This is a genomic window from Bremerella volcania, from assembly GCF_007748115.1.
Classification (GTDB): Bacteria; Planctomycetota; Planctomycetia; order Pirellulales; family Pirellulaceae; genus Bremerella; species Bremerella volcania.
Map to the genome: position 1 here is coordinate 2875951 of NZ_CP036289.1, position 25507 is coordinate 2901457.

Annotated in this window: 21 protein-coding genes; 11 read left to right on the forward strand and 10 right to left on the reverse strand. The window is 54.8% G+C overall.

Annotated elements, in window-relative coordinates:
* Positions 1-12: 12 nt before the first annotated feature.
* A complete protein-coding gene (locus tag Pan97_RS11775; RefSeq protein WP_144972740.1) occupies positions 13-1167 on the reverse strand; it encodes an ROK family transcriptional regulator in 1155 nt (384 codons plus the stop codon).
* Positions 1168-1387: 220 nt separating this feature from the next.
* Between Pan97_RS11775 and Pan97_RS11780 the strand changes: the two genes are divergently transcribed.
* The 6 genes from Pan97_RS11780 to Pan97_RS11805 all read left to right on the forward strand — a co-directional run bounded on the left by Pan97_RS11780 (position 1388) and on the right by Pan97_RS11805 (position 7886).
* A complete protein-coding gene (locus tag Pan97_RS11780; RefSeq protein WP_144972742.1) occupies positions 1388-2458 on the forward strand; it encodes a Gfo/Idh/MocA family protein in 1071 nt (356 codons plus the stop codon).
* A 16-nt stretch (positions 2459-2474) separates the two neighbouring features.
* The gene (locus Pan97_RS11785; RefSeq protein WP_144972744.1) at positions 2475-3788 is read left to right on the forward strand and encodes a Gfo/Idh/MocA family protein; all 1314 of its coding nucleotides are present in this window, start codon (positions 2475-2477) and stop codon (positions 3786-3788) included.
* 314 nt (positions 3789-4102) lie between these two features.
* Positions 4103-5116 (forward strand): glycosyltransferase family 2 protein, encoded by a 1014-nt coding sequence (locus Pan97_RS11790; protein WP_144972746.1) that lies wholly within the window; start codon positions 4103-4105, stop codon positions 5114-5116.
* Entirely contained in the window at positions 5100-5654 is a 555-nt protein-coding gene (locus tag Pan97_RS11795; protein ID WP_165698714.1) for a GNAT family N-acetyltransferase, read from the forward strand. The genes Pan97_RS11790 and Pan97_RS11795 overlap by 17 nt, the downstream gene beginning before the upstream one ends.
* The gene (locus Pan97_RS11800) at positions 5651-6361 is read left to right on the forward strand and encodes a WbqC family protein (protein ID WP_144972750.1); all 711 of its coding nucleotides are present in this window, start codon (positions 5651-5653) and stop codon (positions 6359-6361) included. Before Pan97_RS11795 ends, Pan97_RS11800 begins: the two co-directional genes overlap by 4 nt.
* On the forward strand, positions 6351-7886 hold the full coding sequence (locus Pan97_RS11805; protein ID WP_144972753.1) for an HTTM domain-containing protein: 1536 nt from the start codon (positions 6351-6353) through the stop codon (positions 7884-7886). The genes Pan97_RS11800 and Pan97_RS11805 overlap by 11 nt, the downstream gene beginning before the upstream one ends.
* 52 nt (positions 7887-7938) lie before the next feature.
* Here Pan97_RS11805 and Pan97_RS11810 read toward each other — a convergent pair whose 3' ends face one another.
* The 3 genes from Pan97_RS11810 to rfbB all read right to left on the reverse strand — a co-directional run bounded on the left by Pan97_RS11810 (position 7939) and on the right by rfbB (position 11914).
* A complete protein-coding gene (locus Pan97_RS11810; protein WP_144972755.1) occupies positions 7939-9747 on the reverse strand; it encodes a DUF6044 family protein in 1809 nt (602 codons plus the stop codon).
* Between the two features lie 178 nt (positions 9748-9925).
* The gene (rfbA, locus tag Pan97_RS11815; protein ID WP_144972757.1) at positions 9926-10807 is read right to left on the reverse strand and encodes a glucose-1-phosphate thymidylyltransferase RfbA; all 882 of its coding nucleotides are present in this window, start codon (positions 10805-10807) and stop codon (positions 9926-9928) included.
* A gap of 45 nt (positions 10808-10852) precedes the next feature.
* Positions 10853-11914, reverse strand: a complete 1062-nt coding sequence (rfbB, locus tag Pan97_RS11820) for a dTDP-glucose 4,6-dehydratase (RefSeq protein WP_315861156.1) — start codon at positions 11912-11914, stop codon at positions 10853-10855.
* A gap of 293 nt (positions 11915-12207) precedes the next feature.
* On the opposite strand from rfbB, the gene rffA reads away from it, so the two are divergent.
* The 5 genes from rffA to Pan97_RS11845 all read left to right on the forward strand — a co-directional run bounded on the left by rffA (position 12208) and on the right by Pan97_RS11845 (position 20203).
* Positions 12208-13383 (forward strand): dTDP-4-amino-4,6-dideoxygalactose transaminase, encoded by a 1176-nt coding sequence (rffA, locus tag Pan97_RS11825; protein ID WP_144972761.1) that lies wholly within the window; start codon positions 12208-12210, stop codon positions 13381-13383.
* 268 nt (positions 13384-13651) lie between these two features.
* Positions 13652-14203 (forward strand): sigma-70 family RNA polymerase sigma factor, encoded by a 552-nt coding sequence (locus Pan97_RS11830; RefSeq protein WP_241676389.1) that lies wholly within the window; start codon positions 13652-13654, stop codon positions 14201-14203.
* Positions 14200-15738 carry a LamG-like jellyroll fold domain-containing protein gene (locus Pan97_RS11835; RefSeq protein WP_165698715.1) on the forward strand — a complete coding sequence of 513 codons (1539 nt, stop codon included), beginning with the start codon at positions 14200-14202 and terminating at the stop codon, positions 15736-15738. The genes Pan97_RS11830 and Pan97_RS11835 overlap by 4 nt, the downstream gene beginning before the upstream one ends.
* Positions 15739-15954: 216 nt before the next feature.
* Positions 15955-18729 carry a PSD1 and planctomycete cytochrome C domain-containing protein gene (locus tag Pan97_RS11840; protein ID WP_196782369.1) on the forward strand — a complete coding sequence of 925 codons (2775 nt, stop codon included), beginning with the start codon at positions 15955-15957 and terminating at the stop codon, positions 18727-18729.
* Positions 18730-18739: 10 nt separating this feature from the next.
* Positions 18740-20203, forward strand: coding sequence for a DUF1501 domain-containing protein (locus Pan97_RS11845; RefSeq protein ID WP_144972765.1), 1464 nt, complete (start codon positions 18740-18742; stop codon positions 20201-20203).
* A gap of 140 nt (positions 20204-20343) precedes the next feature.
* Here the strand turns inward: Pan97_RS11845 and Pan97_RS11850 are convergent, their stop codons facing one another.
* The 6 genes from Pan97_RS11850 to Pan97_RS11875 form a co-directional block, all read right to left on the reverse strand.
* On the reverse strand, positions 20344-20766 hold the full coding sequence (locus tag Pan97_RS11850) for a DUF4198 domain-containing protein (protein WP_144972767.1): 423 nt from the start codon (positions 20764-20766) through the stop codon (positions 20344-20346).
* Between the two features lie 71 nt (positions 20767-20837).
* The gene (locus Pan97_RS11855) at positions 20838-21851 is read right to left on the reverse strand and encodes a DUF1559 domain-containing protein (RefSeq protein WP_144972769.1); all 1014 of its coding nucleotides are present in this window, start codon (positions 21849-21851) and stop codon (positions 20838-20840) included.
* 119 nt (positions 21852-21970) lie between these two features.
* Positions 21971-22108: an H-X9-DG-CTERM domain-containing protein gene (locus tag Pan97_RS27155; protein WP_391529988.1), complete on the reverse strand. Its 138-nt coding sequence runs from the start codon at positions 22106-22108 to the stop codon at positions 21971-21973.
* Entirely contained in the window at positions 22053-22982 is a 930-nt protein-coding gene (locus Pan97_RS26825) for a DUF1559 domain-containing protein (protein WP_144972774.1), read from the reverse strand. Before Pan97_RS26825 ends, Pan97_RS27155 begins: the two co-directional genes overlap by 56 nt.
* A gap of 759 nt (positions 22983-23741) precedes the next feature.
* Positions 23742-24167: a transthyretin-like family protein gene (locus Pan97_RS11870; protein ID WP_144972776.1), complete on the reverse strand. Its 426-nt coding sequence runs from the start codon at positions 24165-24167 to the stop codon at positions 23742-23744.
* A gap of 75 nt (positions 24168-24242) precedes the next feature.
* On the reverse strand, positions 24243-25160 hold the full coding sequence (locus Pan97_RS11875; RefSeq protein ID WP_165698716.1) for a DUF1559 domain-containing protein: 918 nt from the start codon (positions 25158-25160) through the stop codon (positions 24243-24245).
* Positions 25161-25507 lie beyond the last annotated feature (347 nt).

A 25507-nucleotide genomic window follows, 5' to 3' on the forward strand; every position in this document is an offset into this window, starting at 1 on the left:
GGCGTCCAGCGGTTACGGAAAAACTTCTCGGTCAAGCGTCCAATGCCTGGCGGCCATGGCACCTGCCCCCAAGGCGCCAACGAACGGACCAAGCTCCGATCCGCACACATCCGGCAGCGACGCATTCACCTGGGGAAAGTGTTCTTTGAGTGATTCCTGGAGCGGCGTCATGAAGGCGTCTTCGATTTCGGCGAGTGGTCCGCAAACGATGATTCGTTTCGGATTGAGCAGCAGCGACATTTGTACCAGTGTTTTCCCCAGCGTTTCGGCCGCCTCGGACAAAACCTTGAGAACCAGCCGATCGTCGCGTTCGATCGCTTCGACGAGTCCTTCCCAAGTCACTCGATTGCGATACAGTTTCAACGAGGTTGGCTCCCCTTCTCGGATTCGCTTGGCAAGTTTCATCAGCAGGCTTCGCAGCGAAGCGGCCTTTTCGAGCGTCGTGCCCTTCCCCTTGCTGAACTGAACCGGCCAGTTGCCGATCTCGCCTGCCAGTCCGTCGGGCCCGCGAAACAACTCGCCATGGATCAAGATCCCCGCGCTGATTCCGGTGCGGTTGCCGACGCAAATCGCCGAGTCGAGATGTTTGGCCTTGCCAAAAGCCTGTTCGGCCAAGGCCATCGTACGGACGTTATTCTCGACTTGGATCGGCACGCCGAACCTCTCGCCGAACCGCCTAGCAAGCGGAATGTTCTTCCAGTCGCGAATGTACTGGTAGTGCAAAGAGGTTCCGGACGAGATATCGATGGCCCCCGGCGAGGCGATTCCAATTCCCAAAAGTGGTCGGTGCTCGTCGAGAACGTCCTCGATCGCCGACTCGATCTTTCGCAATACGTCTTCCGCCCGATCTTTCCTCTGGATCGTCAGCACGCGGTCCCGCAGGCGTCGCTGGGCGAAGTCGACGCACGCGGCGAAAATCTCGCGGGCATCCAGGTCGATCCCGACAAACTGGCCTGCTTCCGGATTGAGTTCCAGTACCTTGGGGGGCCTGCCGGAAGTGGACGTCTCGGCGACGCATTCGCGTAGCAAACCCCGCTCTAGCAAATCATCGACATGATTGCCCATGGTCGAAGGGGAAACTTCCAGACGCTTGGCGAGTTGGGCTCGCGACCGGGCCGAGCCTGTTTGAATCTGTCGGAGAACGTCCGTATCAATTCGTGAAACCAAGAAAACGCTCGCTCGAAAAGGATCGACTGGGCGGTCAAATCGGATTTAATTCTAAAACGAATAAAGTGGTGCACAAGTCGTTGCATCCGCTGTGATAGCTTTTTAAGCTAATTTGTGCGAAATCGAAATAATATGCTTGCTCCGGGAGTTGCAAGCTGCCAATCTGTGCTTGCGCACCAGGTGCGCAAACTTCGAGAACGACTAAGCGAGACTGAACTGCATGTCGGACGGCGGACTACGTTTTGGGTTGATCGGGTTTGGTGCTTGGGGAAAGCATCATGCGAATGCCATCCGGCAAACGGCGGGAGTTGAACTGGCCGCCATCGCCGCGCGCAGTGAAGCATCGGCCGCTGCCGCGAAGGATGCTTACCCAGACGCGGTGGTGTTTACCGATTATCGGCAGATGCTCGAGACGGTCGATCTCGACCTCGTGGATGTGGTCGTGCCGAGCCATTTGCACCACGAAATCGGAATGGCGGTTCTCGCTGCCGGCTGTCACTTGCTTCTTGAGAAACCGATGGGAACGTCCCTCGCTCAGTGTGACGATCTTTTGCGGCTCGCCCAAGAAAAGAACCTGCACCTTGCCATCGGGCATGAATTCAGGTTGTCGTCCCTCTGGGGAAAGGTGAAGTCGCTGATCGATGACGGCTATGTGGGGACTCCCCAGTACGCACTAGTCGAACTGTCGCGAAATCCCTATCGCCAAGGCTCGGACGGATGGCGCTACGATATCGAGCGCGTCGGGAACTGGATACTGGAAGAGCCCATCCACTTTTTCGACCTTGCTCGGTGGTACCTGGGCGGAAATGGCGAGCCGCAGAGCGTGGTGGCATTAGCCAACTCTCGGCAGGTGGATCATCCGGAGCTGCAAGACAACTTCAGCGCGCTAGTAAACTTTGGCGGCGGCGCTTACGCGGTCGTATCCCAGACGCTGAGCGCTTTCGAGCACCATCAAACCGTGAAAGTCACGGGAACCAAAGGGGCCCTGTGGGCTTCCTGGAGCGGATCGCTCGACCGGACGCGGCATCCAACCTTTTCTTTGCGGGGATTCAACGGCGAAGCAGTCGAAGACATTCCCGTGGAAAAGATTACCGGCGAACTGTTTGAACTCGAGGATCAAATTGCGATGCTCGTCGACGTCCTGAAAAACGATCGCCCCCTGGCGTGTAACGCGGAAGATGGTCGCTGGTCGGTAATGCTTTGCCTGGCCGCGCAGGAATCGGTCGACAGCGGCAGGATCGTGCAGATTGATGAGTTCGCGAAGAGGGTCGGAAACCGACCGATAAACTAGAACGGAGGACAACCCCATGCCGACACGTCGCCAAGTCTTGAAGTCGGTACTTGCTGCTTGGGCAGCACCCGCTATCCTATCCGCCACTTCCCTGGGACAAGGACGCACGGCCCCGAGTGATCGGCTGAGTATCGGCGTCATCGGGCTAGGATCTCGCGGGTTGAACTTGATCGACGATTTGCTGCGCGCGTCCGACGCTCAAATCACCATGCTTTGCGACGTCGATACCATTCATTATCGCGATCAGCCTTGGGGAAAAGGAAAAGCGTTTGGTTTGGAGCCCACTTCGGAGTATGTCCAAAAGAAGGACCCGACGACCAGGGGCCTGCGAACGACCAAGGACTTCCGGGAGGTCACCGCGGCCAGCGACATTGACGCGGTGGTCGTTGCCACGCCAGATCATTGGCACGCGTTGATTACGCTCGACGCGATCGCCAACGGAAAGGACGTCTACTGCGAGAAACCGGTCACGCACACGTTTGCGGAAGGACAAAGCGTTTACCGGGCAGCGCACAAGCACGATGTGATTTTTCAAACCGGCAGTCAGCAGCGAAGCTCTCCCGAATTCCGACAGGCGGTGGAGATCGTTCGCAATGGGCACCTTGGGAACCTGCGTGAGATTGAGGTAGGCTTGAGCCCCGGCTACGAAAAGCCGCAAGGCGATCCGACGGTGCGTCAGCCTCCAGAAAGCCTGGATTACGAAATGTGGTGCGGGCCGGCCCCTAAGCTGCCATACATGCGGGCGCGACATCATCGCTGGTGGCGCGGACACCGGGCGTTCGGAGGGGGCGTGCTCATGGACTGGATCGGGCACCACAACGACATCGCCCACTGGGCAATGGATGGCGACAATTCGGGTCCAACCAGGGTAGAAGCCGTTGGCTGGACTTTCCCAGAGACCGACGTCTACGACACGCCGGTGCAGTATGAAATCCGATGTGAATACGCATCCGGCGTCAAAACCTCGATCAGTTCCCAGCATAAGAATGGTGCCCTGTTCCGCGGTGATGATGGCTGGGTCTACGTAACTCGCGGAAAGCTACTAGCCTCCAACCAGGCGTGGGCCGCAAAAGATTTCGACGCTGGCCCCAAAAAGGTTTACCTGTCGGACAACCATATGCGGAACTTTCTCGACGGCATCAAGAGTCGCAAAGCATGCATTTCGCCTGCGGAGACGACGCACCGTTCGATCACGCCAGGGCATCTTGGATACGTCTCCCATACTCTGGGCAGACCACTGAAGTGGGACCCTATGGCCGAAACGATGGTCGGTGATGAAGCCGCCATGCAGCTGCTGCTTAAGAACGAATATCGTTCTCCCTGGGGTTAACGGACGCATTGACTCCGGTGGTGCATCGGTAAGGGTTAGGGATTTGTGATCCCAGTATGAAGATTTCGCGAGGCTTTCTTTCGCCGCCTGGCACTTTGAATGGGCCATCCGCCGCGATTAGAGATTCTTGATTCAGTCTTCATCTTCTTCCGAGCGCGAGTTGATAGACTAGCTAATTCGGTCGGTACGCTTGGCTTGTAATGTGTTGATGCGGCCAGGCGAGGCAGTACGCGCTCCATCTCGTGTGGAGACTCGCGATGACCAATTGAAGCCTAAATCCTTCGTATTGATTGCTTCCGAAGTCTTGAGAGCCCATGGAATCAACAGAAAACGATTTGTCGGCAGAAGAACAAGTAAGCGATCGGTTCCGCGATGGGATTTCCGTTGTGGTTCCGGTTTACAACAGCCAGGACTCGCTGCAAGAGCTGTGCGAGCGGTTGGATCGTCTGTTTGACAAGATTGCCCTGCCATATGAAATCATCTTGGTGAACGATGGAAGTCGAGATGGAAGCTGGCAGGTGATCCAGGAATTAACGCAGCACAACGAAAACATCCTGGGACTCTCCCTTTCTCGCAACTATGGACAACACAACGCCCTGGTGTGCGGGGTTCGAACGGCCCGGTTCCCCGTTTGCGTGACGATGGACGACGATTTGCAGCATCCGCCGGAAGCGATTCCCTTGCTTCTTCAGGGCCTAACGGATGACTTGGACGTCGTGTACGGAACGCCAGCCAACCTGGCCCATTCCCCCTTAAGAAACGCCGCATCCCTGCTGGGCAAGTTAGCGGTCTCTTCCGCCCTCGGATTGAACGCGGCACGGCACATCAGCGCTTTCCGCGTCATTCGCACCGAACTTCGAAACGCATTCGCCGACTTTCACAGCCCCAACTTGCAGTTTGACGTATTACTGTCATGGGGCACCAACAAGTTTGGCGCGGTGGAAGTTCAGCATGACAAACGAAAGTTCGGTCGCTCGAACTACAGCGTGCTTAAGTTGTTCAATCACGCACTCACGCTGTTCACCGGCTACAGCACGGCACCGCTACGTTTTGCGACGATCACCGGATTCAGCTTCAGCTTGTTCGGCTTTCTGGTTTTGATCTACGTCGCCGTTTCCTTCCTTCTGTTTGGAAGTATTCCAGGCTTTCCCTTTCTTGCGTCGGTCATTTCCATTTTTGGCGGCGTTCAACTTTTTGCGCTGGGAATACTCGGCGAATACATTGGCCGTATCTTCGATTGCAGCATGCAGCAGCCGCTTTACCTGATTCGAGAAACGACTGCCGGCAGGTCGAACGTAAAGGATGATTCGTGTGAAGTCTCGAATTGATTCTTCGATCTGTCTCCGCCCCTTGGAAGCTTCAGCGGCAGAGTCGATGCTTGCCTGGATGACCGATCGAGACGTCGGCGACAATATCGGCCTGCGAAAGACGCCAACCCTGGATAGCACACGCCAGTGGATCGAGCGCGCCCAGAACGATTCGACGATCTCGCCCCAGGCGATTCACTTTCGAGATGTTCACGTGGGGAACGTCGTTCTCGATCAGATTGATTCTTATCTTCAGATCGCTCGCGTCCATATTTATATCGGCGACCCCGAGATGCGGGGCAAAGGGATTGGCTCTCAGGCCATGAAGCTGGCGTTGATGTTCGCATTTGAACGTCTGGGCCTGGTCAAGGTTTGGTTGACGGTGCACTGCGAAAACGCGGCAGCCATTGCATCTTATATTCGCTGCGGGTTCCGTTTAGAGGGAATTCTGAAGGGGGAATTTCTCCTGAATGGCCGCAGAATTGATGCGCTGCGCATGGGAATCACGGCCGATGAGTTTCGGTCTCGGCATGGGGAAGAAGTGAAGTTCTCACTATGAAATGCGTCATCTTGCAGCCTTCCTACATTCCGTGGCGAGGCTACTTTCACCAAATTCAAAAGGCGGATCTGTTCGTCTATTACGACGATGTACAGTATGACAAGAATGGTTGGCGGAATCGAAATCGGATCTTAGGACCCAATGGCCCAATGTGGCTAACGATCCCCGCCAAGGTCAAAGGGTTTCCGCTCATTCAAGACGTCGAGATCGACGAAAAGGTCCATTGGCAGAAGAAACATTGGCGGTCTTTTGAGAACTCGTACTCGAAAGCCCCGCATTTCGCCGAGGTTTCCGAACTTCTGTTGCCGTTCTACGAAGAGCCTGCTCCTCGCCTGGCAGACTTTACCATCGCGACGACGACTGCGATCAGTGATTGGCTGGGGCTCAATACGCGGTTCATCAGGTCGTCGGCGATTGAAAGCAACGGAACGAAAACAGACCGCCTGGTCGAGATCCTCACGGCGATCGGCGCGACGCATTACATCTCGGGGCCGGCCGCCAAAGATTATTTGGAAGAAGGGAAGCTGGAGGCCGCGGGCATCAGTCTGGAATACATGAGCTACGACTATCCCGACTATCCCCAACTTCATGGACATAACGAGCAAGCCTTGTCGATCCTTGACCTGATATTCATGGTGGGACGCGACGTTGGTCCCTACATCTGGGAGCATCGAGATTCGACGACGAAAGTGTGTCATGATGCGTAGTTTCATCCACGATACGACCAGCGGTCTCTCCTTGGGGCTCTTTCGCATTGCTTTCGGTTCCGTCCTGACCGCGGAAATTCTTCACTTGTGGTATTTCCAGGAACTGATTTTTCGTCCCTTGGGGAGCGATTCGAGCGCTCAGTTTCATCCTTCGTTCATCCTGATGTTCTGGATCGTGGCCGCAGTCTGTCTGACGATTGGGCTGTTTACCAAATACGCCGCCGTGGTCAATTACGTGTGCTGCGTTTCCGTTCTAAGCAACTTTACCATTTTCGAATACCACATCGACTACATCTACATCACGGCCGCCATCTATATGGTGTTCGCCCCGATCGGATTGCGATTGAGCGTTGATTCGTGCCTTGCGGCCCGATCGGGCTCTTCCGCCCCGAGAGAACCCATTCAGGTTCCCTATGCCTGGAACCTGACGCTCGTGTTTCTTGCGATTGGACTTGTCTATTTCGATTCGGCGATTTTTAAATGGCGCTCCGATATGTGGTTGGCGGGGCTGGGAATGTGGCAGCCGGCATCGCATCCGGCGGCCACGTTCGTCGACTTAACGCCGATCTTGAATCGCGAATGGCTCGTCAAGTTGCTAAGCTATACCGTTCTCATCTTCGAATCACTGTTCCTTTTGATCATGTGGTTTCGCCCGATCCAGCCTGCTCTGATGCTGTTGGGAATCGCTTTCCACTTAGGGATTCTGTTGGCGTTTCCGATTCCTTTTTTCGCGTTGGCAGTGGTTTCGTGCTACCTCGTTTTGCTCCCGGAGAGCTGGATCAAGAGGGTCCTGTTTTGGATCCCGACCCTTTCCGACGCCGCAGCGCAAGAAGTCCCGCGCACGGCAGCCGATGAGGCCGCAGAATCAAAACTCCCAAGCTCTTTGGGAATTCACCAGCGAAGGACGGTCTGGGGACTGGCTTGCGTCATGATGGTGGCTTTTGTCATGCAATTGCTGTGTCGGACGAACCCTCAGGCGCTGCAAAAGCCGCTGGGGCTCGACGCTGGATCCCTGTCTCAACTTCAAGACCGCCTGGACGGTTTTCGCTACTACGCCAGAGCCTTCACCGGGATCACGCTGCATCCCGTTTTCATGGACCGTCACTTTTCCGAGTATAATCACGTGGTGCGGGTCGTATTCGTCGACGATTCCTCAGGCAACGTGATGCCTGTTCCCATTCAACGAGACAGCGGTCAGGTGTCGTGGTATTCCAGCGGTCGAATGTGGGTCTACGACTGCTTTCGTTGCGTTGGGCCGACGATCGTTCCCGATCAATTGCAAGCGAACCTCGAGAGAGTGTGTTTCTTCTGGGCCAGCAAGAACGACGTTGACCTCGCTTCGGGGCACTTCGAGGTCTTCGCAAAGCATGTCGATACGGCCAATGGGTGGGAGAAGGATTTTCTCAGAAAGCAACTCGCCAAGCCCTGGCAGCCTGTGGGTCAGTTCCGATGGAACGGGGACTCCTTCGAAGGACGAATTGAAGACGTCGAGCGGTTGGTTACGGAAGATCCGCCTTCGCAATAAGCCGGATGCAGGCCAGCGCCACGAGAGATTCCTATTGGTACGCGTTCGAGGCTTAGTTTGAGTTACTTACCTTCGACCGTGTCTGGTCACCGTCTACGCGATAAAGGTAGATCGTCCAGGCCGAGTCATACTCGGACGCAGGAAACTCTTGGATGAGATTCAAGTTGCTGGCAGCCGGATCTCGGATTTCAACGGCCGAGAGAATATAACGCCCTCCCATTTCGCGGAATTTCTCGGGGTCGATTCTTAACTTGGCAATCGATTGTTCTCTGTCGGCCGTGTAGACGAAGTCTTTACCAAGCTCGGAAGAAAACAGGTAACATCGGCCTCCCCATTGATCAAAGTACTTTCGTAGCTCCTCGCTCTGATCGAGTTCGCCTGCGATGATTTCGCGAAACGCGAGATGGTAGTCGAGCGCATGGTCCGATTGATAGCCGTCCAAGCAGTAGAAACCGTTGTACACGGCCACCGAAGGATGCATGCCCAGCGAGGCGACGTAATACTCCGCTGGTTCCATGCCGATCGTATCTCGAATGGCGTCGAACTGTTTCGTCGCGAAGAACTGGGCATAGCTGGGCGTTCCCGCTCGATACGCGAGAGCCGATTCCCTATTCGCCAAGATCACCATCGCTTGCCCGCAGAATACCACGCCGATAAGTAGCCAACACCAATGGGATCGTTGTCGCAGCCAGGGCAGGTCAAGCAAGTAGGCCAGGCAATAGGCGATCGCCAGGTACCATAGCACCGGATGCAGCCAGTGAAACCGACTGACGTTGATCATTCCAAACTTGGGAATGGAAAACCAGATTCGCTGAAATTCCGGATATTGCCAGAAGCCATAGGCAAAGCTGCACAGGGCGCACAGGAAAATGACGATCGGCAACATGAGCGCCGGTTGAGACAGATAGCCGCCGGTCGACGCCGCAGGCGAACCGGGCCACTCTTTTCGGCGCAGAGCGACCAAAACAATGCCAGTTGTGACGATCAGCAGCAGCGGTAAGAGCAGATAGTGATGCGTATGGACGTGAGCGTTCCCTAAAACAAAGTTCGCCGCCGTCGTTTTGCAGCAATCGAAAGCCGTTTTGCCGGTAAACATGGGAACCCATAAGGTTCGGTGCGAAACATAGTTTTCCGAGAAACCTCGCGCTGCCAGAGCGAAGCTGCAAACAACGTTTGCCACGGTGGAAAGCGAAAGGGCGCCTAGCAAACGCCAATGCCAACGGCCGGTGATGGCCAGAAAGAACCAGACCAGCCACACCATTCCCAGTAGGAAGGCCGGAGCCAGGAGAAACGATCCCAGCAAGGGAGCGACCAACAAAACGAGCCACGGCCAATAGCTCGGTTGACGCTGGTAGATCATCAAGAGACTAACCGCCATCCAAGGCAACACCGGTACGGTAAAAGGGGTCGGGGGATAGAAATTGAGACACGCGAACAGCATGGCCACCGTCGTGGCGATCACTACCCCCCACGCGTGCTCGCGCAGCAAGCAGTGAATCAGCAAGTACATGCCAAAGAAAGCCACCAGACGAGATAGCCACTGATTGAGAAGGTACGCATTGAATGGCTTCAAAAAATAGTAGGCCCAAAACTCGCCGCGCAGTTCCGGGCCGGCGGCGGCGGGTGCCGCACCTTTGAGCAACGTCGGATCAGGCTTGCCTGATAACCAAAGAGGATTCTCCTGATGCATCGCACGATGTTGCTGAATGGGGCTTTGATCCAGGACGTCCTGCACGCATAGTCGCGAGTGTTCCCCCCAGATCATCAATGGCAGCATGAAACCAGCGACGGCGCAGATCCCCAGGATTGCCGGCAAGGCATGAGGACTGAGTGAATGTAAATTTGCCAAGAGAGACTTCATGACACGCTTTCGCTTACCATCGCCCACATAGCATTGCTTCGGTTGCCGATAGGAACTAAAGCCAGTTGTCTTGCATGCGAATCGGGAGAGTGTTGGGTTGGCATGTGCAGAAGCGACTTAACTTCCGAGAGGTAACTTGATCAAGTGAATGGTCAGGTCAAGTTCAAGGTCTGGTGTTTTACGACAGCAGGCTCAACAGGTACTCACCGTACTCGTTGTTGACTTTCGATGCGAGTTCGGTGAGTTGCTGCTCGGAAATGAATCCTTTTCGGAACGCGATCTCCTCAAGACACGAGATCTTCAGACCTTGCCGCTTTTCAATCGTTTCGACGAAATGCCCTGCCTGGATCAGTGAGTCATGCGTGCCGGTATCGAGCCAGGCAAACCCTCGCGAGAACTGGATGACACGCAGCTTCTCGCGTCGCAGATATTCCATGTTGACGTCGGTAATTTCCAGTTCACCCCGTGGCGAGGGCTTCAGTTGGTGGGCGATTTCGACCACATCGTTGTCATAAAAATAGAGACCAGGCACGGCGAACTTGGATTTGGGCTTGGCCGGCTTCTCTTCAATGGAAATGGCTTTGCCTGCCTCGTCGAACTCGACGATGCCGAATCGCTCGGGGTCGCGCACCGGATAGCCGAAGATGGTGGCCCCGGTCTCGTAGGTGGCGGCCTGCATCAGCATTTGGTGGAAACCTTGCCCGTAGAAAATATTGTCTCCCAGAACCAGAGCGACATTATCGTCTCTGATGAATTCGCGTCCAATGAGGAACGCTTGGGCAAGTCCACCCGGCTCAGGCTGCACGCGGTACTGGATATGGATTCCGAATTCATTGCCGTCTCCCAGTAGCCGCTCGAACTGGCCAATATCTTGCGGCGTCGAGATGAGCAGGATTTCACGAATTCCCGCCAGCATGAGCGTTGACAGGGGATAGTAAATCATCGGCTTGTCGTACACAGGCAGCAGCTGCTTGCTGACGGCGCGCGTGATTGGGTACAGCCGAGTGCCAACTCCTCCGGCCAGAATGATGCCTTTGCGAAAGTGTTGCGTGCTTTGCATGATTCGCTGCTTTCGTTGACCAGTATCTTGGGCAGAGTTGCGAGACTAACCTGTGGTGCCTAATCTTTCGCGCTGATACTTGCCGCTCGTGACGCGATCCACCCACTCGCAGTTTTCCAAATACCAGCGGACGGTGTTCTCTAATCCCGAGGCGAAGTCTTGGGTCGGTTGCCATCCCAGCTCTTGACGAATCTTGCCAGCGTCGATGGCGTAGCGGAGATCGTGGCCAGGGCGATCTTGAACGAAGGTGATCAGGTCGCGCGGGTTATATGGCAGGTCGGGACACAACCGCCCGACGATATCGCAAATCGTTTCAACCACTTGCAGATTGGTACGCTCGGCATTGCCGCCGATGTTGTATACCTCGCCAGGCGTTCCCCGATCGAGCACCGTTTGAATGGCCTGGCAATGGTCTTCGACAAAGAGCCAATCTCGGACGTTCTGCCCACTGCCATACACCGGTAGCGGTTTCCCCTCCTTCGCGTTGAGAATCATGAGAGGGATCAGCTTCTCGGGAAACTGATACGGACCATAATTGTTCGAGCAGTTCGTCGTGAGAACCGGCAATCCATACGTATGATAGTAAGCCCGCACAAAGTGGTCGGATGCGGCTTTGGAGGCAGCATACGGTGAGTTGGGAGCGTACGGAGACGACTCGGTGAATTGCCCGGTATCCCCCAGCGACCCATACACCTCATCGGTCGACACGTGCAGAAAGCGGAATGGATCGCGCGATTGAGGAGACCGTTTTGCCCAGTGGCCTCTTACGGCATCCAACAATTGAAAGGTCCCCACGACGTTGGTCGACACGAATTCGGCGGGGCCGTCGATAGAGCGATCGACGTGGGATTCCGCGGCAAAATTGACGACCGCATCGGGCTGGTGTTCCTCGAGTAGCGCGGTAATGAGTTCCGCGTCGCGAATGTCACCGCGTACGAACTCGTGGCGTTCGCTGTCCAGAAATGGCCCCAGGGAGTCCAAGTTGCCAGCATAGGTTAAGCGGTCTAGATTGACCACGAACACATCATGCTGGGAAAGCAACATCCGAACGAAACAGCTGCCGATGAAGCCGGCTCCGCCTGTCACGAGATAGGTCTGCACCGACATCACCTCTTATGGACACCTACGCAAGTACATCGAGAATCGTCTACGCTAGGCAAACTGTTAAATGGTTTTGATGAGACATTTATGAAGCTTTCGTGAGGCTGCCGGGAGTGACTGGCCGATTTAGGGCGTCAATTTGGTCGTTTTTGAGATTCTTAAGTCAGTCTTAACGTGGCTTCGCCCCTGGGCTGATAAGCTAATTAGTTTAGTGTGTGCTCCCTATTCGCCGGTATAATTCTTCCTTGAATTGATGCGCCGGGAACTTGGCTCCGCCTGGAACCCCCTGGTTCGTGTTTATGAATATTCCTCTTAACAAACCGTACGTTTCCGGCAGCGAGCAAGCCAACCTGACAGAGCTTTTGACCTCTGGTGAGATCTCGGGAGACGGTAAGTACACCCGACTGTGCTGCCAGTTTCTGCAAGAGCGGTTTGGTATCCCGCGCGTGTTGCTGACCCCTTCGTGTACGGCTGCCCTGGAGATGGCGGCGATCCTTTGCGAATTTGAGCCAGGGGACGAGGTGATTATGCCCTCGTTTACGTTCGTATCGACCGCGAACGCTTTCGTACGCGAAGGTGCGATACCTGTCTTTGCCGATATCCGGCCTGACACGCTGAACTTGGACGAGACCAAGGTCGAGGCGCTCGTCACGGACAGAACCAAAGCGATCGTGGCCGTTCACTATGGGGGCGTGAGCTGTGAAATGGATCAGCTGATGGAGATCGCTCAACGGCATCAATTGATTGTAATTGAGGACGCGGCCCAGGCCGTTCATGCCTATTACAAGGGGCGGGCTCTGGGGTCGATCGGGCACCTGGGGTGTTACAGCTTCCACGACACGAAGAATTACGTTTGCGGTGAAGGTGGAGCCCTTTGCATCAATGACCTGCGGTTTGAGGATCGCGCCGAGATCCTGCGAGACAAGGGAACTAACCGACAGAAGTTCTTTCAAGGTCAGGTCGACAAATATACTTGGGTGGATGTGGGGTCTTCCTATGTCCCAAGCGAGTTGTCTTCGGCGTTTCTGTATGGTCAGTTTCAGTCGTTGGATTTCATTGCCGAACGGCGTTACGAGATAGCCTGCAACTATCGCCGCATGCTTGCTCCGTACGTCGAGCGAGGGCTGATTGAAGTTGGACAAGTTCCCGAGGATTGCGAAAGCAACCATCATTTGTTTTACATCCTTCTGCCCAGCCGTTCGATTCGGGACGATCTGCTGAAGCGTCTGAAGAACGTAGGAATCGGGGCTGCGTTTCATTACATACCGCTGCATAATTCCCCCATGGGCATGCAGGTGCAGCCGATAGTTGCCGATCTTCCGATTACCGAAGACGCAAGTGGACGGCTACTCCGCTTGCCCATGTTCGTTGAGCTGACCGAAGACGAACAGCAATACGTGGTCGACCACCTTGCCGCGTGTTTGCAAAGAGAACCGGCGGAAACAGCCGGTCCCCCCCTATCATCCTCAATCTGACCCACGATAAGTAGCATTCTCGTCGAATCGGGGCTGTCACGGCACCCTCACGAGTCGGGGTTCAAATGCTCAGGGTGCATCCATTCCCATGCGTTTGCACTGGGTGTTGCAAGGATCTTCTTTACACGCTGCAACCGCATTTGGCGGTATCTACCGAACGTTTTCTCTCAAAAAAACTTGGACGCGATGATTGCAATCCGTGCTTTTATCCGTTTTTCTGAATCGGGCACGAAAAGTCCGTTAAATCGTTGTCCGCTCTGGAAATAACATGTGGAGAGCCTCCGACATGCTGATGAGCGAAACCAGTCGAAATGCACGCTTTGTCTCCGAATTTGCTTGCCATGAAGAGGCGATTCGGGCTTACGTGCGCCGATTGATTCCTTCGCGCAGCGATTGCGACGACATCCTGCAGGAAGTCGCGATGGTCCTGTGGGAGAAGTTCGACGAGTTTCACGAAGGGGGCAATTTTCGGTCTTGGGCCTTTGGTTTCGCCCGGTACAAGGTGCTCTCCTGGATACGCGACAATGGTCGCAGTCGCTTGGTGCTTGACAGTGACGTCGTTGCCCTGATCGCCGATGAGTCGGTCGAGGAAGACTCCTATCTCGAAATGCAACGACTGGCTTTTCGGTCTTGTTTTGAAAAACTTCCCAGCCACCAACGCTCGTTAATGGCGAATGCATATCGTCCAGACATGAAAATCCAAGAAGTAGCGGCCGAAAGCGGGCGCTCGACAGCCGGGTTTTACCAATGGCTTTACCGGATGCGGCAGATGCTGTTGGAATGCGTGCAACGTCAACTCGCCAGCGAGGCGAACCCATGAGCAACGATCAGAAATTTCAACAAAACGTTCAAGACTACCTGGAAGGTCGGGCGACTCCCGAGCAGTTCCTCCAGCTAAACGAGCAACTTCGGAGCGATCCCGCGGCTCGGCGTGCTTTTCGAGAGATGTTGAATCTCGACTCAGCGCTGATGGAAACGACCAAAGAAATACCGCGGGAAACGGTCGAGGCCGAAGCTGCTTATCATGAGGAAAGCTGTCCGCGGACTGAGCTTGAGCCACAGCAGCAACAAGTCAGTGCATCCACGATAGCCAAGAGTGGTAACCGCGCTTGGGGGAGTTTGATTCTCCTGATCGCGGCCAGCTTGTTGGTGGTCGTCGGGATGCTGACGTGGTTTGCCGAGAGCCCCGAGTTTGCGATCGTGGAATATGCCGCGGGTGCCCAAGGGCTGTCCGCCGGAATGACGTTAGGCGCGGAATCTCATTTCATCCAGACTGGGACAGTTCAATTGGTCACCCGGCGTGGCACGCGGATCGTCATTGAAGCGCCCGCTTTGTTTTACTTTGAATCCGCTCAGCGACTGCAACTCAAACATGGCCGCTTGGCTGCCGATGTTCCTCTGGAGGCCCATGGTTTTACGGTGATTACTCCCACCGGCCAGGCGATCGACCTGGGAACCAAGTTTGGCGTCGATATGCCGGAGGCGGGCGAGGCCGAGATCCATGTTTTTCAAGGGGAAGTCGTCGCCCAATCGATCGAAGGAGGCAATTTGCAGAATCTTCGCGATAGTCAGGCTTTTCGGCTTCAATCTGCCGTAGGAACCCCCAGTAGTTTTCGGTCGGGCGCTTTTATTCAGCCAGGCGAAGTGGATTCGCTCAGTGCGGCCCTTCAAGCCGGTCAGCCCAAGCGTTCCCAGTTGGCCTTGCAAGAGTTGCGGGACGACCCCAATCTCATCGCGCTGCTTGATTTCGAGGACGGGCAAAAGCAGCCGGGGAAATATCGTAGCGTGCAAGGACGTTGGCCAGGATCGCAGGCAGCTGAGTTCGTCAACGTGGGCGATCACATGAAACTGGATGTGGGTGGAGAACGCTTATGGTCGCAGTTGACGCTGGCCGCGTGGGTTCGTTTAGATCACCTGGGCGAACCGTATCACTCACTGCTTCATACCGATGGCTGGGAAGACACCAAGAAGGGGCAGGTTCACTGGATGGTTACGAGATTGACGACCATGCGATTAGCCCTCCGCGATAACAAGCTTGCTCCGGACGAACGCCCAAATGAGGGTTTTCCCGATTCGCAAACAAGCGTTCTGCCGGAACAAGGTCGCTGGGTTCACCTGGCCGCCGTATACGATGCCGATAAAAAGACGGTCCGTTTTTATTTCAATGGCCAATTCGACAGCGAATCCCGGCTTTCTCAGGCATTTCCTGCCCGGTTGGGCCCGGCCCAGATCGGCAATTGGAATACAAACGACCGGACCCTAAGCGGCCGCATTGACGAAATGTTGATTCTTGGTCGTACGATGTCCGATGCCGAAATGGAACATCTGTTCGCCGCTGGCAATCCCTATCGCTAGGGGCTCTTGCCAATCTGAATACGCCAGTTTGAGTGTCATGTCGAAACATCTTGGTTTGGGTATTCGATGTCCACTAAGGCGCTTAAGCATGCCCCTGCGTCATCCCTTGGGTTGCTTTCACCCGATGATACCTGTCGTCATCAGCGTTAAAATCGACGCTGGTACGGAAACTCTAAGGTGAGCGAACATGTTTTTGGATTACCCCTGCGAGATTTCATGATGCGTTGGTTTGTCCTGGCAATCATCCTTACCTGCTTGGGAAGCGATTCCACTTTGGGCGAAGAAGTCGACTTCGTTCGCGACGTCCGCCCAATTCTGCAGAAGTACTGTTACGAGTGTCACTCAGGCGACGTTCGTAAGAGCGGCCTGCGACTGGACGTTCGTTCGGAAGCGATGAAAGGGGGTGAACTCTACGGCGAATCCATTCAGGCTGGCAAGCCGGAGGAGAGCCCTTTGTGGCAGTTCATCGCCGACGAGAATGCGGATTTGCAGATGCCTCCCGAGGGGCCATTGCCCACCTCGGAAGAGGTCGCCACGCTTCACCGCTGGATCCAGCAAGGTGCCGTATGGCCGGAAGGGGTCGACCAAGTCAAGTTGGCAGATCCAAGCGACCACTGGTCCTTTCGCTCCATCGAGCGTGCGGCACTTCCCCAGGTAACACGTACCGATTGGCCATTCAATGCCATCGATCACTTTATTCTCGCTGAGCTGGAAGCCCAGGATCTTGCCCCCTCCGAGGCCGCCTCACGCGCCGATTGGCTGCGGCGGGTTACTTTCGACCTGACTGGTCTTCCCCCGACGCAGCAGCAGTGGGAAGCATTCCAGAACGACGATAGTGCCCAAGCCTATCAACGTGTGGTCGAGCGTTTGCTCGATTCGCCACGTTATGGTGAACGGTGGGCGCAGCACTGGCTGGACGTCGTGCGATACGCCGACACGCATGGCTTTGAGGTCAACACGGAACGCCCCAACGCGTGGCCGTATCGCGACTATGTGATCGAAGCTCTCAATCAAGACGTCCCCTACGACCAGTTCATTCGCGAACAACTTGCCGGCGATGCGCTAAACGCCGACGCGGCAACCGGGTTTCTCGTCACCGCGTCGGTTCTCTTGCCGGGACAAATCGGTAAGGACGAAGCTTCCATGCGATTGGCTCGGCAGGACTCTATCGATGAAATCGTGACCAACATCGGGACGTCCTTTCTGGGGATGACGATTCACTGCGCCCGGTGCCACAATCATAAATTCGATCCTATCTCGCAGCAGGACTACTACGAGATGCAGGCATTCGTATCCGGGGTTGAATACCGGGACCGAGAGTTTGAAATTCCCCTGGGAGACATGCAGCTCGATCAACGCAAACGTTGGAACCAACGTCGAAGCGAGCTGTCATTGCTGTTGGCTCGCGCGGCCCCGCTGGCCGATTCTGCGTCGTCCCGTCCAATGGTCAACTCGTACGAGAATATCGATCGCTTTACGCCGGTTCGTACGCAGCAAGTCCGCTTTCAAGTGAAAGCGACCAATCGCTACGAACCCTGTATCGACGAATTGGAGGTCTTCAACGTCGAGGGGGTTAACGTCGCCTTGGCCGAACATGGCGCAAAACTCTCTTCGTCGGGTAACAACGTCTCGCCCAATCGCCATGAACTGCGCCTGATCAATGACGGGCAATATGGTAATTCCAGCAGCTGGATGTCGAACGAAGTCGGAGGAGGTTGGGTCACGGTAGAGTTCGAGCAACCTCAGTTGATCGAACAGGTCGTCTGGGGACGTGATCGTCTCGGGAAGTTTTCCGATCGGCTTGCCATGGAGTACGTCATTGAAGTTCGGGACGAGAATGGGGCTTGGAAGAGCGTTGCCAACTCGGCCAATCGAATTCCTTTCGATCCGAACAAGAACAGTCACTCTCCGCTTGATGTGGATTCGGTCGTCGAGAGTGAGCAGGCTCAAGTACGCGAACTCCTTCAAGAAAGAACCATGTTGGTGCAGAAACTGAGCCAACTGGAAGATACTCGTTCCGTCTTCGCTGGTACGTTTCGTGAACCGGATGAGATCCGTGTCTTAGGGCGAGGAAGTCCGGAAATGCCCAAACAGCGGGTATCACCGGCCGTGCCCAACTTTTTGGGCAATACGACGCTCCCGCAAGATGCAACTGAAAAACAACGCCGCATCGCCCTGGCCGATTGGATTGTTTCTCCAACCAATCCCTTGACGGCGCGTGTGATGGTCAATCGAATCTGGCAAGGGCACTTCGGGTTGGGGCTGGTCGAAACATCCAATGACTTCGGGCATAACGGTGTACCCCCTTCGCATCCCGAATTGCTGGACTGGCTCAGTGCGGAATTTATTCGCAGTGGCTGGTCGCTGAAGCACATGCACCGATTAATCGTCCTGTCCTCGACGTATCGGCAGTCCAGTTCGTTCAATCCGGCGGCGGCCGAGGTCGATACCGACAACCGATTGCTCTGGCGGTATCCGCCCCAGCGATTGATGGGGGAAGTGATTCGTGATTCGATTCTGGCGCTGAACGGGAATCTCAATCTAGAAATGGGGGGGCCTGGTTTTAGCCTCTTCGACAAACGTGGCGGGCTATCGGGATTCTCGCCCATTGAATCGTTCGACAAGGATGGTCTTCGTCGAATGATCTATTCGCATCGCGTACGTCGCGAGCGTGACCCTGTCTTCGGAGCGTTTGACTGCCCCGATTACGGTCAAAGCACACCTTACCGCCGGGAATCGACCACGTCGATTCAGGCACTGAACTTGTTCAATAGCCGATTCATGATCGAGCAGTCACGCACCCTGGCCGGCCGCCTAAAAGCTCAACACGCCGAGACGGCTCAACAGATCGAGGCGGTCTACCAGCTTGTGTTACTGCGTCCCCCCACGCCGCAAGAGCGCGAGGAAGCGAGCTTGCTGGTTAATCAACATGGACTTGCCTCGCTTTGTCGCGTCTTGTTCAACAGCAACGAATTCTTGTATGTCCGCTGAAAGACTTGGAATGTTACGACCACACCCTCAAGACGAGCCTAAGATCCATTGGTTCGATCGACGCCGATTCCTTATGGATGCCGCCAGCGGCCTGGGAGCCATCGCGGTGTCCAGTTTGCTGGGACAAGATGGCCTGCTCGCGGCGGATACCCAATCGATCGATCCCTCGCGTCCGTATCAGGCTCGATCATCGCACTTTCCCGGGGCCGCTAAAAATGTGATCGTCATCTTCTGTGCCGGTGGCGTGAGCCATCTGGATACATGGGACTACAAGCCTGAACTCGAAAAGAGGGATGGCAAGCCGATGGAGAATGGTCCAGCGGTCACCTTTCAAGGCCCGGCCGGAAACCTGGCCCGGCCACAATACAAATTTCGCCCCCGCGGGGAAACTGGCAAGATGGTCTCGGACATGTTGCCCCACTTGGCGGAATTAACGGACGACATTGCCTTCGTTCACTCGTTGACGAGTAAGAGCAACACCCATGGACCGGCTGAGAACTTCCTGTCGACGGGATCCGTGCTGGACGGTTTTCCAAGCTTGGGTGCCTGGGTTACCTATGCTCTGGGCTGCGAAACGCAAGAGTTGCCGGCCTACGTCGCCATTCCAGATCCTCGCGGAGTTCCTCAGAACGGTTCCAATAACTGGGGTCCCGGTTTTCTTCCCGCCGCGTTTCAAGGCACCACAATCAGCGCTACCAGGCCGATTCGTCACTTAAAGCCTTACGACATTTCCCCGGAAGAAGATGACGCGACGCGCCAGTTTCTCTCTCGGATGAATCAACGTCACTTGGAGGAGAACCCCCACGATTCCAAACTGGCCGCGCGAATCGCCAGCTACGAGTTGGCCGCACGGATGCAACTGAGCGTGCCCAACGTGATGAACCTGGAAAGCGAGCCAGAGCACGTCTTGAAGCTGTACGGAGCCGACTCGCCCGATAAGACCAAAGCCGCGTTTGCCAGAAACTGCATTCTGGCCCGGCGCCTCGTCGAGCGAGGCGTAAGATTCGTGCAGCTATTCAACGGTGCCTATGCAAGTGGAGGCGAGTTGAACTGGGACGGGCACAACAAATTAAAGCAGCAATACGACAAGCATGCCCATATTCTCGATCAACCAGCGGCGGGACTCATTCGTGACTTGAAGCAACGCGGGTTGCTCGAGGACACGCTGGTCGTCTGGTGTACCGAGTTCGGCCGGATGCCCATGTTCCAAAAGGGATCACAAGGGCGTGATCATAATCCTGACGGATTTACATCCTGGATGACGGGAGCCGGGGTCAAGCCAGGCATTAGCCATGGGGCCACGGATGAGCTTGGAAAAGTGGCGGTCGAGAACGTGCACCCTCTCTACGACCTGAATGCCACGATCTTGCACTTGCTCGGATTGGATCACGAGCGGCTTACCATCCGCCACAATGGGATCGATCGGCGTCTAACGAATGTCGAGGGACACGTCATTCGGGAGATCCTGGGATAGATCGGTTGCGCAAGGCCGTGATCATTTAAAACCGACGCCAGTCGTGCGGCCTCGCGGAAGCTTGCACGATAACTCCAAAACAAGATCCGACCAGAAAGCGCTGGCCGGATCTTGTTTTGTTATTGCTGTGATTCAAGCGACTACGTTTCGACGGAAATATCAAGCGTGATGACGTCACCACCGAGTGTCGTCTTGATACCGCTCATTTTGGGATCAGAGAACTTCCCGTAACTCTTAGAAGCACCTTTGGTTTTCACTTCAACCGATAGGCCTGTCTCGTCCACGGTTGTCTGGCTTGGGGGCGGTAAGATGGCTACCTCATATTCACCTTGTTCGAGAGGTGCCTGAGGGGGTGGCAGATACGCATAGCCACCGGCGGCATCGGTACGCGTCGTAAACGTGTAGCTCCCACCCACCAGGTTGAAACTAACCTGAGTACCTTCAGGAGCAGGCTGACCGTCGACGGTGACTTTGCCCTGCACTCCCTTCAAGCCTGGCTTGGCTTCTTCACATCCCATAACTACGAGTACCAGCAATAGGATGGTTGCGCTGATTCGTTTCACGTTGTTGTTCCCTCTTAATTGCTCCCGCTGATGCACGGGAGTTGAGATAATAATGGATAAGACCATGAACGTTAATTCCGCGAAATCACTTGGCTGTCATCTCGCGTTGCTTGATATTTGAGAATGTCGAGTTCAATCGTTTCCGCGATGAACTCGACATGTCCATCGACGAAGACGGCCATGACGCCGCCCGGGTGCTCGGAGATCAACGGATTGTTGGCGCCATAGTTGGTGCTGATGCCATTCAAGTCATAGTTCTTCTCGTTCGGGGCGTAGCGAACGGTCGTGATGTTGAATGCGCGATGATTCGAATACCCAGGAGGAGTTCCCGTTCCCTCCGAGCCCATTAACCAACCATGCTGTCCCCCGGCAGTTACCAAAACCGTTGGTCCTGAAATATTCGCCAGGGAAGCGGAGTTCCCGGTAAACATCCGACCGCCACACTCGCCGACAGCCAGTGTGTTGCTGGAACCGTCGGTTACATCGCGAAAGCCAACCGATTGATTGGGAAAGATCATTCCCCCTGCGGCAATGATGCCATCGTTGGTACCTCCGGAATGGGAACAACACCCGAAACCGGTATTCGTGCGCGATTCGGTGAAATTCGTGTTGTTGATCACCGCCCCGGCGATCCCGATATAGGTCGCCGCCGAATCCCAACTTCGATTGTTCCATCCTGAAGTCTCGCCAGGAAACGAGGGGCAGACCATCACGTCCGAGGCAGTTCCCACCAGGACGGAAGAGTTTCCGGTCCAGCCAGCTCGATCAGCCTCGAAGTTGATTTGATCGTAGAGAGCTGCTTGTTCGATGAACGGCAGTAGTCCTCCCCACCATGATGTACCAAACGGACTTGAGGTTGCTGCCGTCGATCGCCATCCGCCAAGCGGAAACTTCCTATGCGTATCGTGATAGTTATGAAGTGCGATACCAATCTGTTTGAGATTATTGGAGCATGACATCCTGCGTGCAGCTTCCCGTGCTTGTTGCACGGCCGGCAGCAAAAGGGCGATCAACACGCCAATAATCGCGATGACGACCAAAAGCTCCACGAGCGTGAAACCGCCATCGGTCTTTTGGGTAGACATACCACGTTCCTTGAAGAAAGCATGAATGAGCAATAAGGAAACGAAGCACAAATGGCGATCGCCGGCGGCAGGCAAGCTGGCCGGCGACGATCAGAGTCGTTGTTCCAAAAAGAAAAGGACTATGCGCCAGGAATCACCTGGCCATCGTCGCGAGTTGCTTGATACTTCAAGATGTCGAGGTCGATGGTTTCTGAGATGAAATCAACATGGCCATCGGCAAACACGCTCATTACCCCTCCCGGATGATCGGAAAGCAGCGGATTGTTGGGACCGTAGTTGCCATTGATCCCATCGAGATCGAAGTTTTTCGTGTTGGGGGCGTAGCGAATAGCGAATGGTCGTGAGATTAAACGCGCGCTGCGTGGTTGGTGTTCCGCCTCCATTGGTTCCCATCAGCCAGCCATGGTAAATGCCGCTGGCGGTCATCAAGACATTGGAGCCAGGAATGTTAGCGTACGAGCTGGAATTGGCCGTATACATTCGGCCTCCCAATTCACCAATCACAAGCGTGTTACTGGTACCATCGGTCGCATCGCGGAATCGCAAGACCTTATTGGCAATCAGCATTCCGCCTGCCGCAGTCGCGCCGTTGTTGTGTCCGCCGGAGTGTGAACAACAGTCGAACCCGGTGGCAGTACGCGATTCAGTGTAGTTTGAGTTGTTGATGACCGCCCCGGCGATACCAATGTAAGTGGTCGCCGAATCCCAGGATGGATTCTGTGGAATCGTATCGACATCTCCAGCAAAAGAGGGACACACAAGCGTTTCTGGGGCATGGCCGGTGAGTACGCCGCTGTTGCCACTCCACCCGCAATTGGAAATGGTGAAATCCAATTGGTCAAAAAGTGGTCCCTGTTCGATGAATGGCAACATGCCTCCCCAAAAAGAAGGCCCAAACGTATTGGATGGACCTATCCGAACTCCGTAGGGAAAAGCTCCAAACGTATCGTGATAGTTGTGCAAGCCAATCCCGACTTGTTTCAGATTGTTCGAGCACGACATGCGTCGCGCTGCTTCACGTGCTTGCTGTACAGCAGGCAATAATAAGGCAATCAACACGCCAATGATGGCGATGACCACCAACAATTCGACGAGCGTGAACCCGCGAGTTCGGTCATTCCGAATGCGCATGAGATGTCTCCCGATTAGAAAAGGAAATGGATAAGACCGCGGAATCTCGGAAAATCGAAAATGATTTCCCGGGTAAACCGTATGCCACGAATTTATTAGTTATTTTTCTAATGTCTATGTGAAATCAGTCGAGTTTTGTGCGCGATCCGACATCAACAACAGATCCAAGAAGGCCGATATTTCCCTATATTGCCTGGGATATCTCCATCTAGCGTGATGAATTGCGACGTTTGCCTATGTGGGAACTTCGCATTAATCGTTCAAATATTTGGATGAGTGCTTGGATAAGCGTCAAAGGGCAAAGCTGCCATCAAATGAAACTCTCCCAGATTGGGTCTGTTTCATTGAGAAAACGACTCGCCAAAAGATCCTTGGTGTGGGACTTCACGAAGCCCCAGAATGATTTCCAAGAAAAGCACTCGTTTTTACGCAGTAAACGAGAAAAAAAACAATTTTCTTGAGGCGGCTCCCTGAAAAGTCATTTCTAGGGGCTACTTTACAGCCTCAAAACTAACGATCGCGGCCATGGAACTTTGCCAGATCGATGCCAATCCAACGGCAGAAGCCCACCACCGCGCAGCAGAGCACCCGAACAAGCGGAAGAGGAATCGAGTGGGTACTCATTCGTGGGCTCTGTGGAACGACTGAGACGCTATGCCCGTCCCCTGCTTGATTTGTGATTCAGCCTCTGCCCTAACGAATTTAGGCTGGGACAAAGCCCTGCCTAAGTCGCTTTTCCAGGTTTCTAGACTGAGGTGATCAGTCGAGCTTTAACTCCAAATCGGGCAGGTCTTCTTCAATGGTTATGGTGAACGGGGAAGATTCTTCGTCCCCGTATTTCTTCAGCACGGCCAGATAGGCTTTGTCGGTGCTGGTCTTGCCCCCTTGAACGGCTGCAGGATCTTGAACGAAAACGGTATGCTTACCGGGCGCCACGCCGGGTGTACTGACCACCTTCATTTCAAACCGCCCTTCGGTGTCGGTGGTGGCGTAGCTTTCTGGATGGATGCCGGTATCTTCAGGGACGAAAATGATCTTCATCTGCGGGATCGGCTCACCATCGTGGGTGAGCCGACCTTTGACTTGATACAAGCCCGAATCGTTGCCGCCGCAGGCCGTGAAAGCGAGAGCCATGGGCACGGCGATCAGCAGTAACGTCAACGAATGCGCGTAGGTAGACTTCATATCGGATGCGAACTCCAATAGCAGATGCCAACGATAAGCTCTTGGGCAAATGCCCAAGACTCGTGAAGCGGACGATTAAGGAAGCGTTACCACCTCGTCACCGTTGCGCGTGTGCAGTGCTCGCCAAGGATCACGGGCAATCGTCTCTGGAATGAAGGTCACGCTGCCGTCACACATGGCCGCCAAGAGACCCCCTGGGTGATCGCTACGAGATGTACGACACGACAGGTTGTCAATGATGACATTGGGAGGAAAGCTGGTGCCGCCTTGATTGGCTATGGCGAGGCCTTCGGAGTTATGGTTCACCCAGAAGAATGGATTCGAAGAAGCCCCTTGGTCTTTGAGTTCTTGGACATCGTTGTTGTGTTTCTGCTCCAGTAGCAGGAACGTATTGGTCGAGCCGTCGGTGATATCCTTAAAGCTGACGTGGCTGTTCTTATACCCGATACCGTTGAATCGCAGAGCGCGTTCGGGACAGCAACTGCTACCAGAGTTCCCCGCATTCATCGCGTAGTCCTTGAACTCATTCTCGGGACCGCGCCGGGCCGCGCTTGGACAGACGAACGTTGCCGGCATGTTTTGAGCCGCGTACTGATTGTCCGTATTTCCGTGAGAGCCATATTCGTCGAACCAATTGTCCGCTCTTTCGCTTGTCCACGCCAACTTGCTGGTGTCGATCCTTGTCGACAGATTTGCCGCTTCCACGAAGTCTAAAATCAGCGCCGGCCAGCCGTGCATTCCTCGGTACCAGACGCCATCGTTCTCGGCGTTGCTCTGATGGCTGGACAATGCCAAAGCGCCGCACGGAAACGACTTGAATGTGTCGTGATAGTTGTGCATGCCAATCGCAATTTGTTTCATGTTGTTGGTACACTGCATCCGCCGGGCAGCCTCGCGAGCTTGCTGCACCGCAGGCAGCAGCAGGGCGATCAGCACCCCAATAATTGCGATGACGACGAGCAATTCGACCAGCGTAAAGCCTTGTTTTCGCATGGGAAAACCTCGCATGAAGAAAAGAATTAATATTAGAAGAGAAAAAAGGGTAACCCCCTCAGGTTACGATAATATCGGGATATCATTCAATCTGCAATAGAATCCTTATCATTTTGCGCGGGGTTTCAGGGCATTCATCGAAGGGGCCTCTTCTGCTACGCAGGTTAGAGAAGAGCGACCTCTACCGAATTCATGCACGTTTGCCGGGACAACATTATCCGGCAGGAAAAACGCCCCGGTCGGCTACCCTACCCGCGATGGCGAACTTCCTTCTATTCTGGCAAAATGCCGCCAATCAGGGCGGAAGCCTGTAGCCGAACGGCGACAACTCTCCCTGCGAAGATAGG

Bases quoted from the DNA above. Each gene is read 5' to 3' on its own strand.
- Pan97_RS11835 (WP_165698715.1), top strand. From the start codon at position 14,200: ATGAGCAACGATCAGAAATTTCAACAAAACGTTCAAGACTACCTGGAA.
- Pan97_RS11790 (WP_144972746.1), top strand. From the start codon at position 4,103: ATGGAATCAACAGAAAACGATTTGTCGGCAGAAGAACAAGTAAGCGAT.
- Pan97_RS11840 (WP_196782369.1), top strand. From the start codon at position 15,955: ATGATGCGTTGGTTTGTCCTGGCAATCATCCTTACCTGCTTGGGAAGC.
- rfbA (WP_144972757.1), bottom strand. From the start codon at position 10,807: ATGCAAAGCACGCAACACTTTCGCAAAGGCATCATTCTGGCCGGAGGA.
- Pan97_RS11875 (WP_165698716.1), bottom strand. From the start codon at position 25,160: ATGCGAAAACAAGGCTTTACGCTGGTCGAATTGCTCGTCGTCATCGCA.
- Pan97_RS26825 (WP_144972774.1), bottom strand. From the start codon at position 22,982: ATGCGCATTCGGAATGACCGAACTCGCGGGTTCACGCTCGTCGAATTG.
- Pan97_RS11855 (WP_144972769.1), bottom strand. From the start codon at position 21,851: ATGTCTACCCAAAAGACCGATGGCGGTTTCACGCTCGTGGAGCTTTTG.
- Pan97_RS11785 (WP_144972744.1), top strand. From the start codon at position 2,475: ATGCCGACACGTCGCCAAGTCTTGAAGTCGGTACTTGCTGCTTGGGCA.
- Pan97_RS11780 (WP_144972742.1), top strand. From the start codon at position 1,388: ATGTCGGACGGCGGACTACGTTTTGGGTTGATCGGGTTTGGTGCTTGG.
- Pan97_RS11800 (WP_144972750.1), top strand. From the start codon at position 5,651: ATGAAATGCGTCATCTTGCAGCCTTCCTACATTCCGTGGCGAGGCTAC.
- Pan97_RS11805 (WP_144972753.1), top strand. From the start codon at position 6,351: ATGATGCGTAGTTTCATCCACGATACGACCAGCGGTCTCTCCTTGGGG.
- Pan97_RS11830 (WP_241676389.1), top strand. From the start codon at position 13,652: ATGTGGAGAGCCTCCGACATGCTGATGAGCGAAACCAGTCGAAATGCA.
- rffA (WP_144972761.1), top strand. From the start codon at position 12,208: ATGAATATTCCTCTTAACAAACCGTACGTTTCCGGCAGCGAGCAAGCC.
- Pan97_RS11845 (WP_144972765.1), top strand. From the start codon at position 18,740: ATGTTACGACCACACCCTCAAGACGAGCCTAAGATCCATTGGTTCGAT.
- rfbB (WP_315861156.1), bottom strand. From the start codon at position 11,914: ATGTCGGTGCAGACCTATCTCGTGACAGGCGGAGCCGGCTTCATCGGC.
- Pan97_RS11870 (WP_144972776.1), bottom strand. From the start codon at position 24,167: ATGAAGTCTACCTACGCGCATTCGTTGACGTTACTGCTGATCGCCGTG.
- Pan97_RS11810 (WP_144972755.1), bottom strand. From the start codon at position 9,747: ATGAAGTCTCTCTTGGCAAATTTACATTCACTCAGTCCTCATGCCTTG.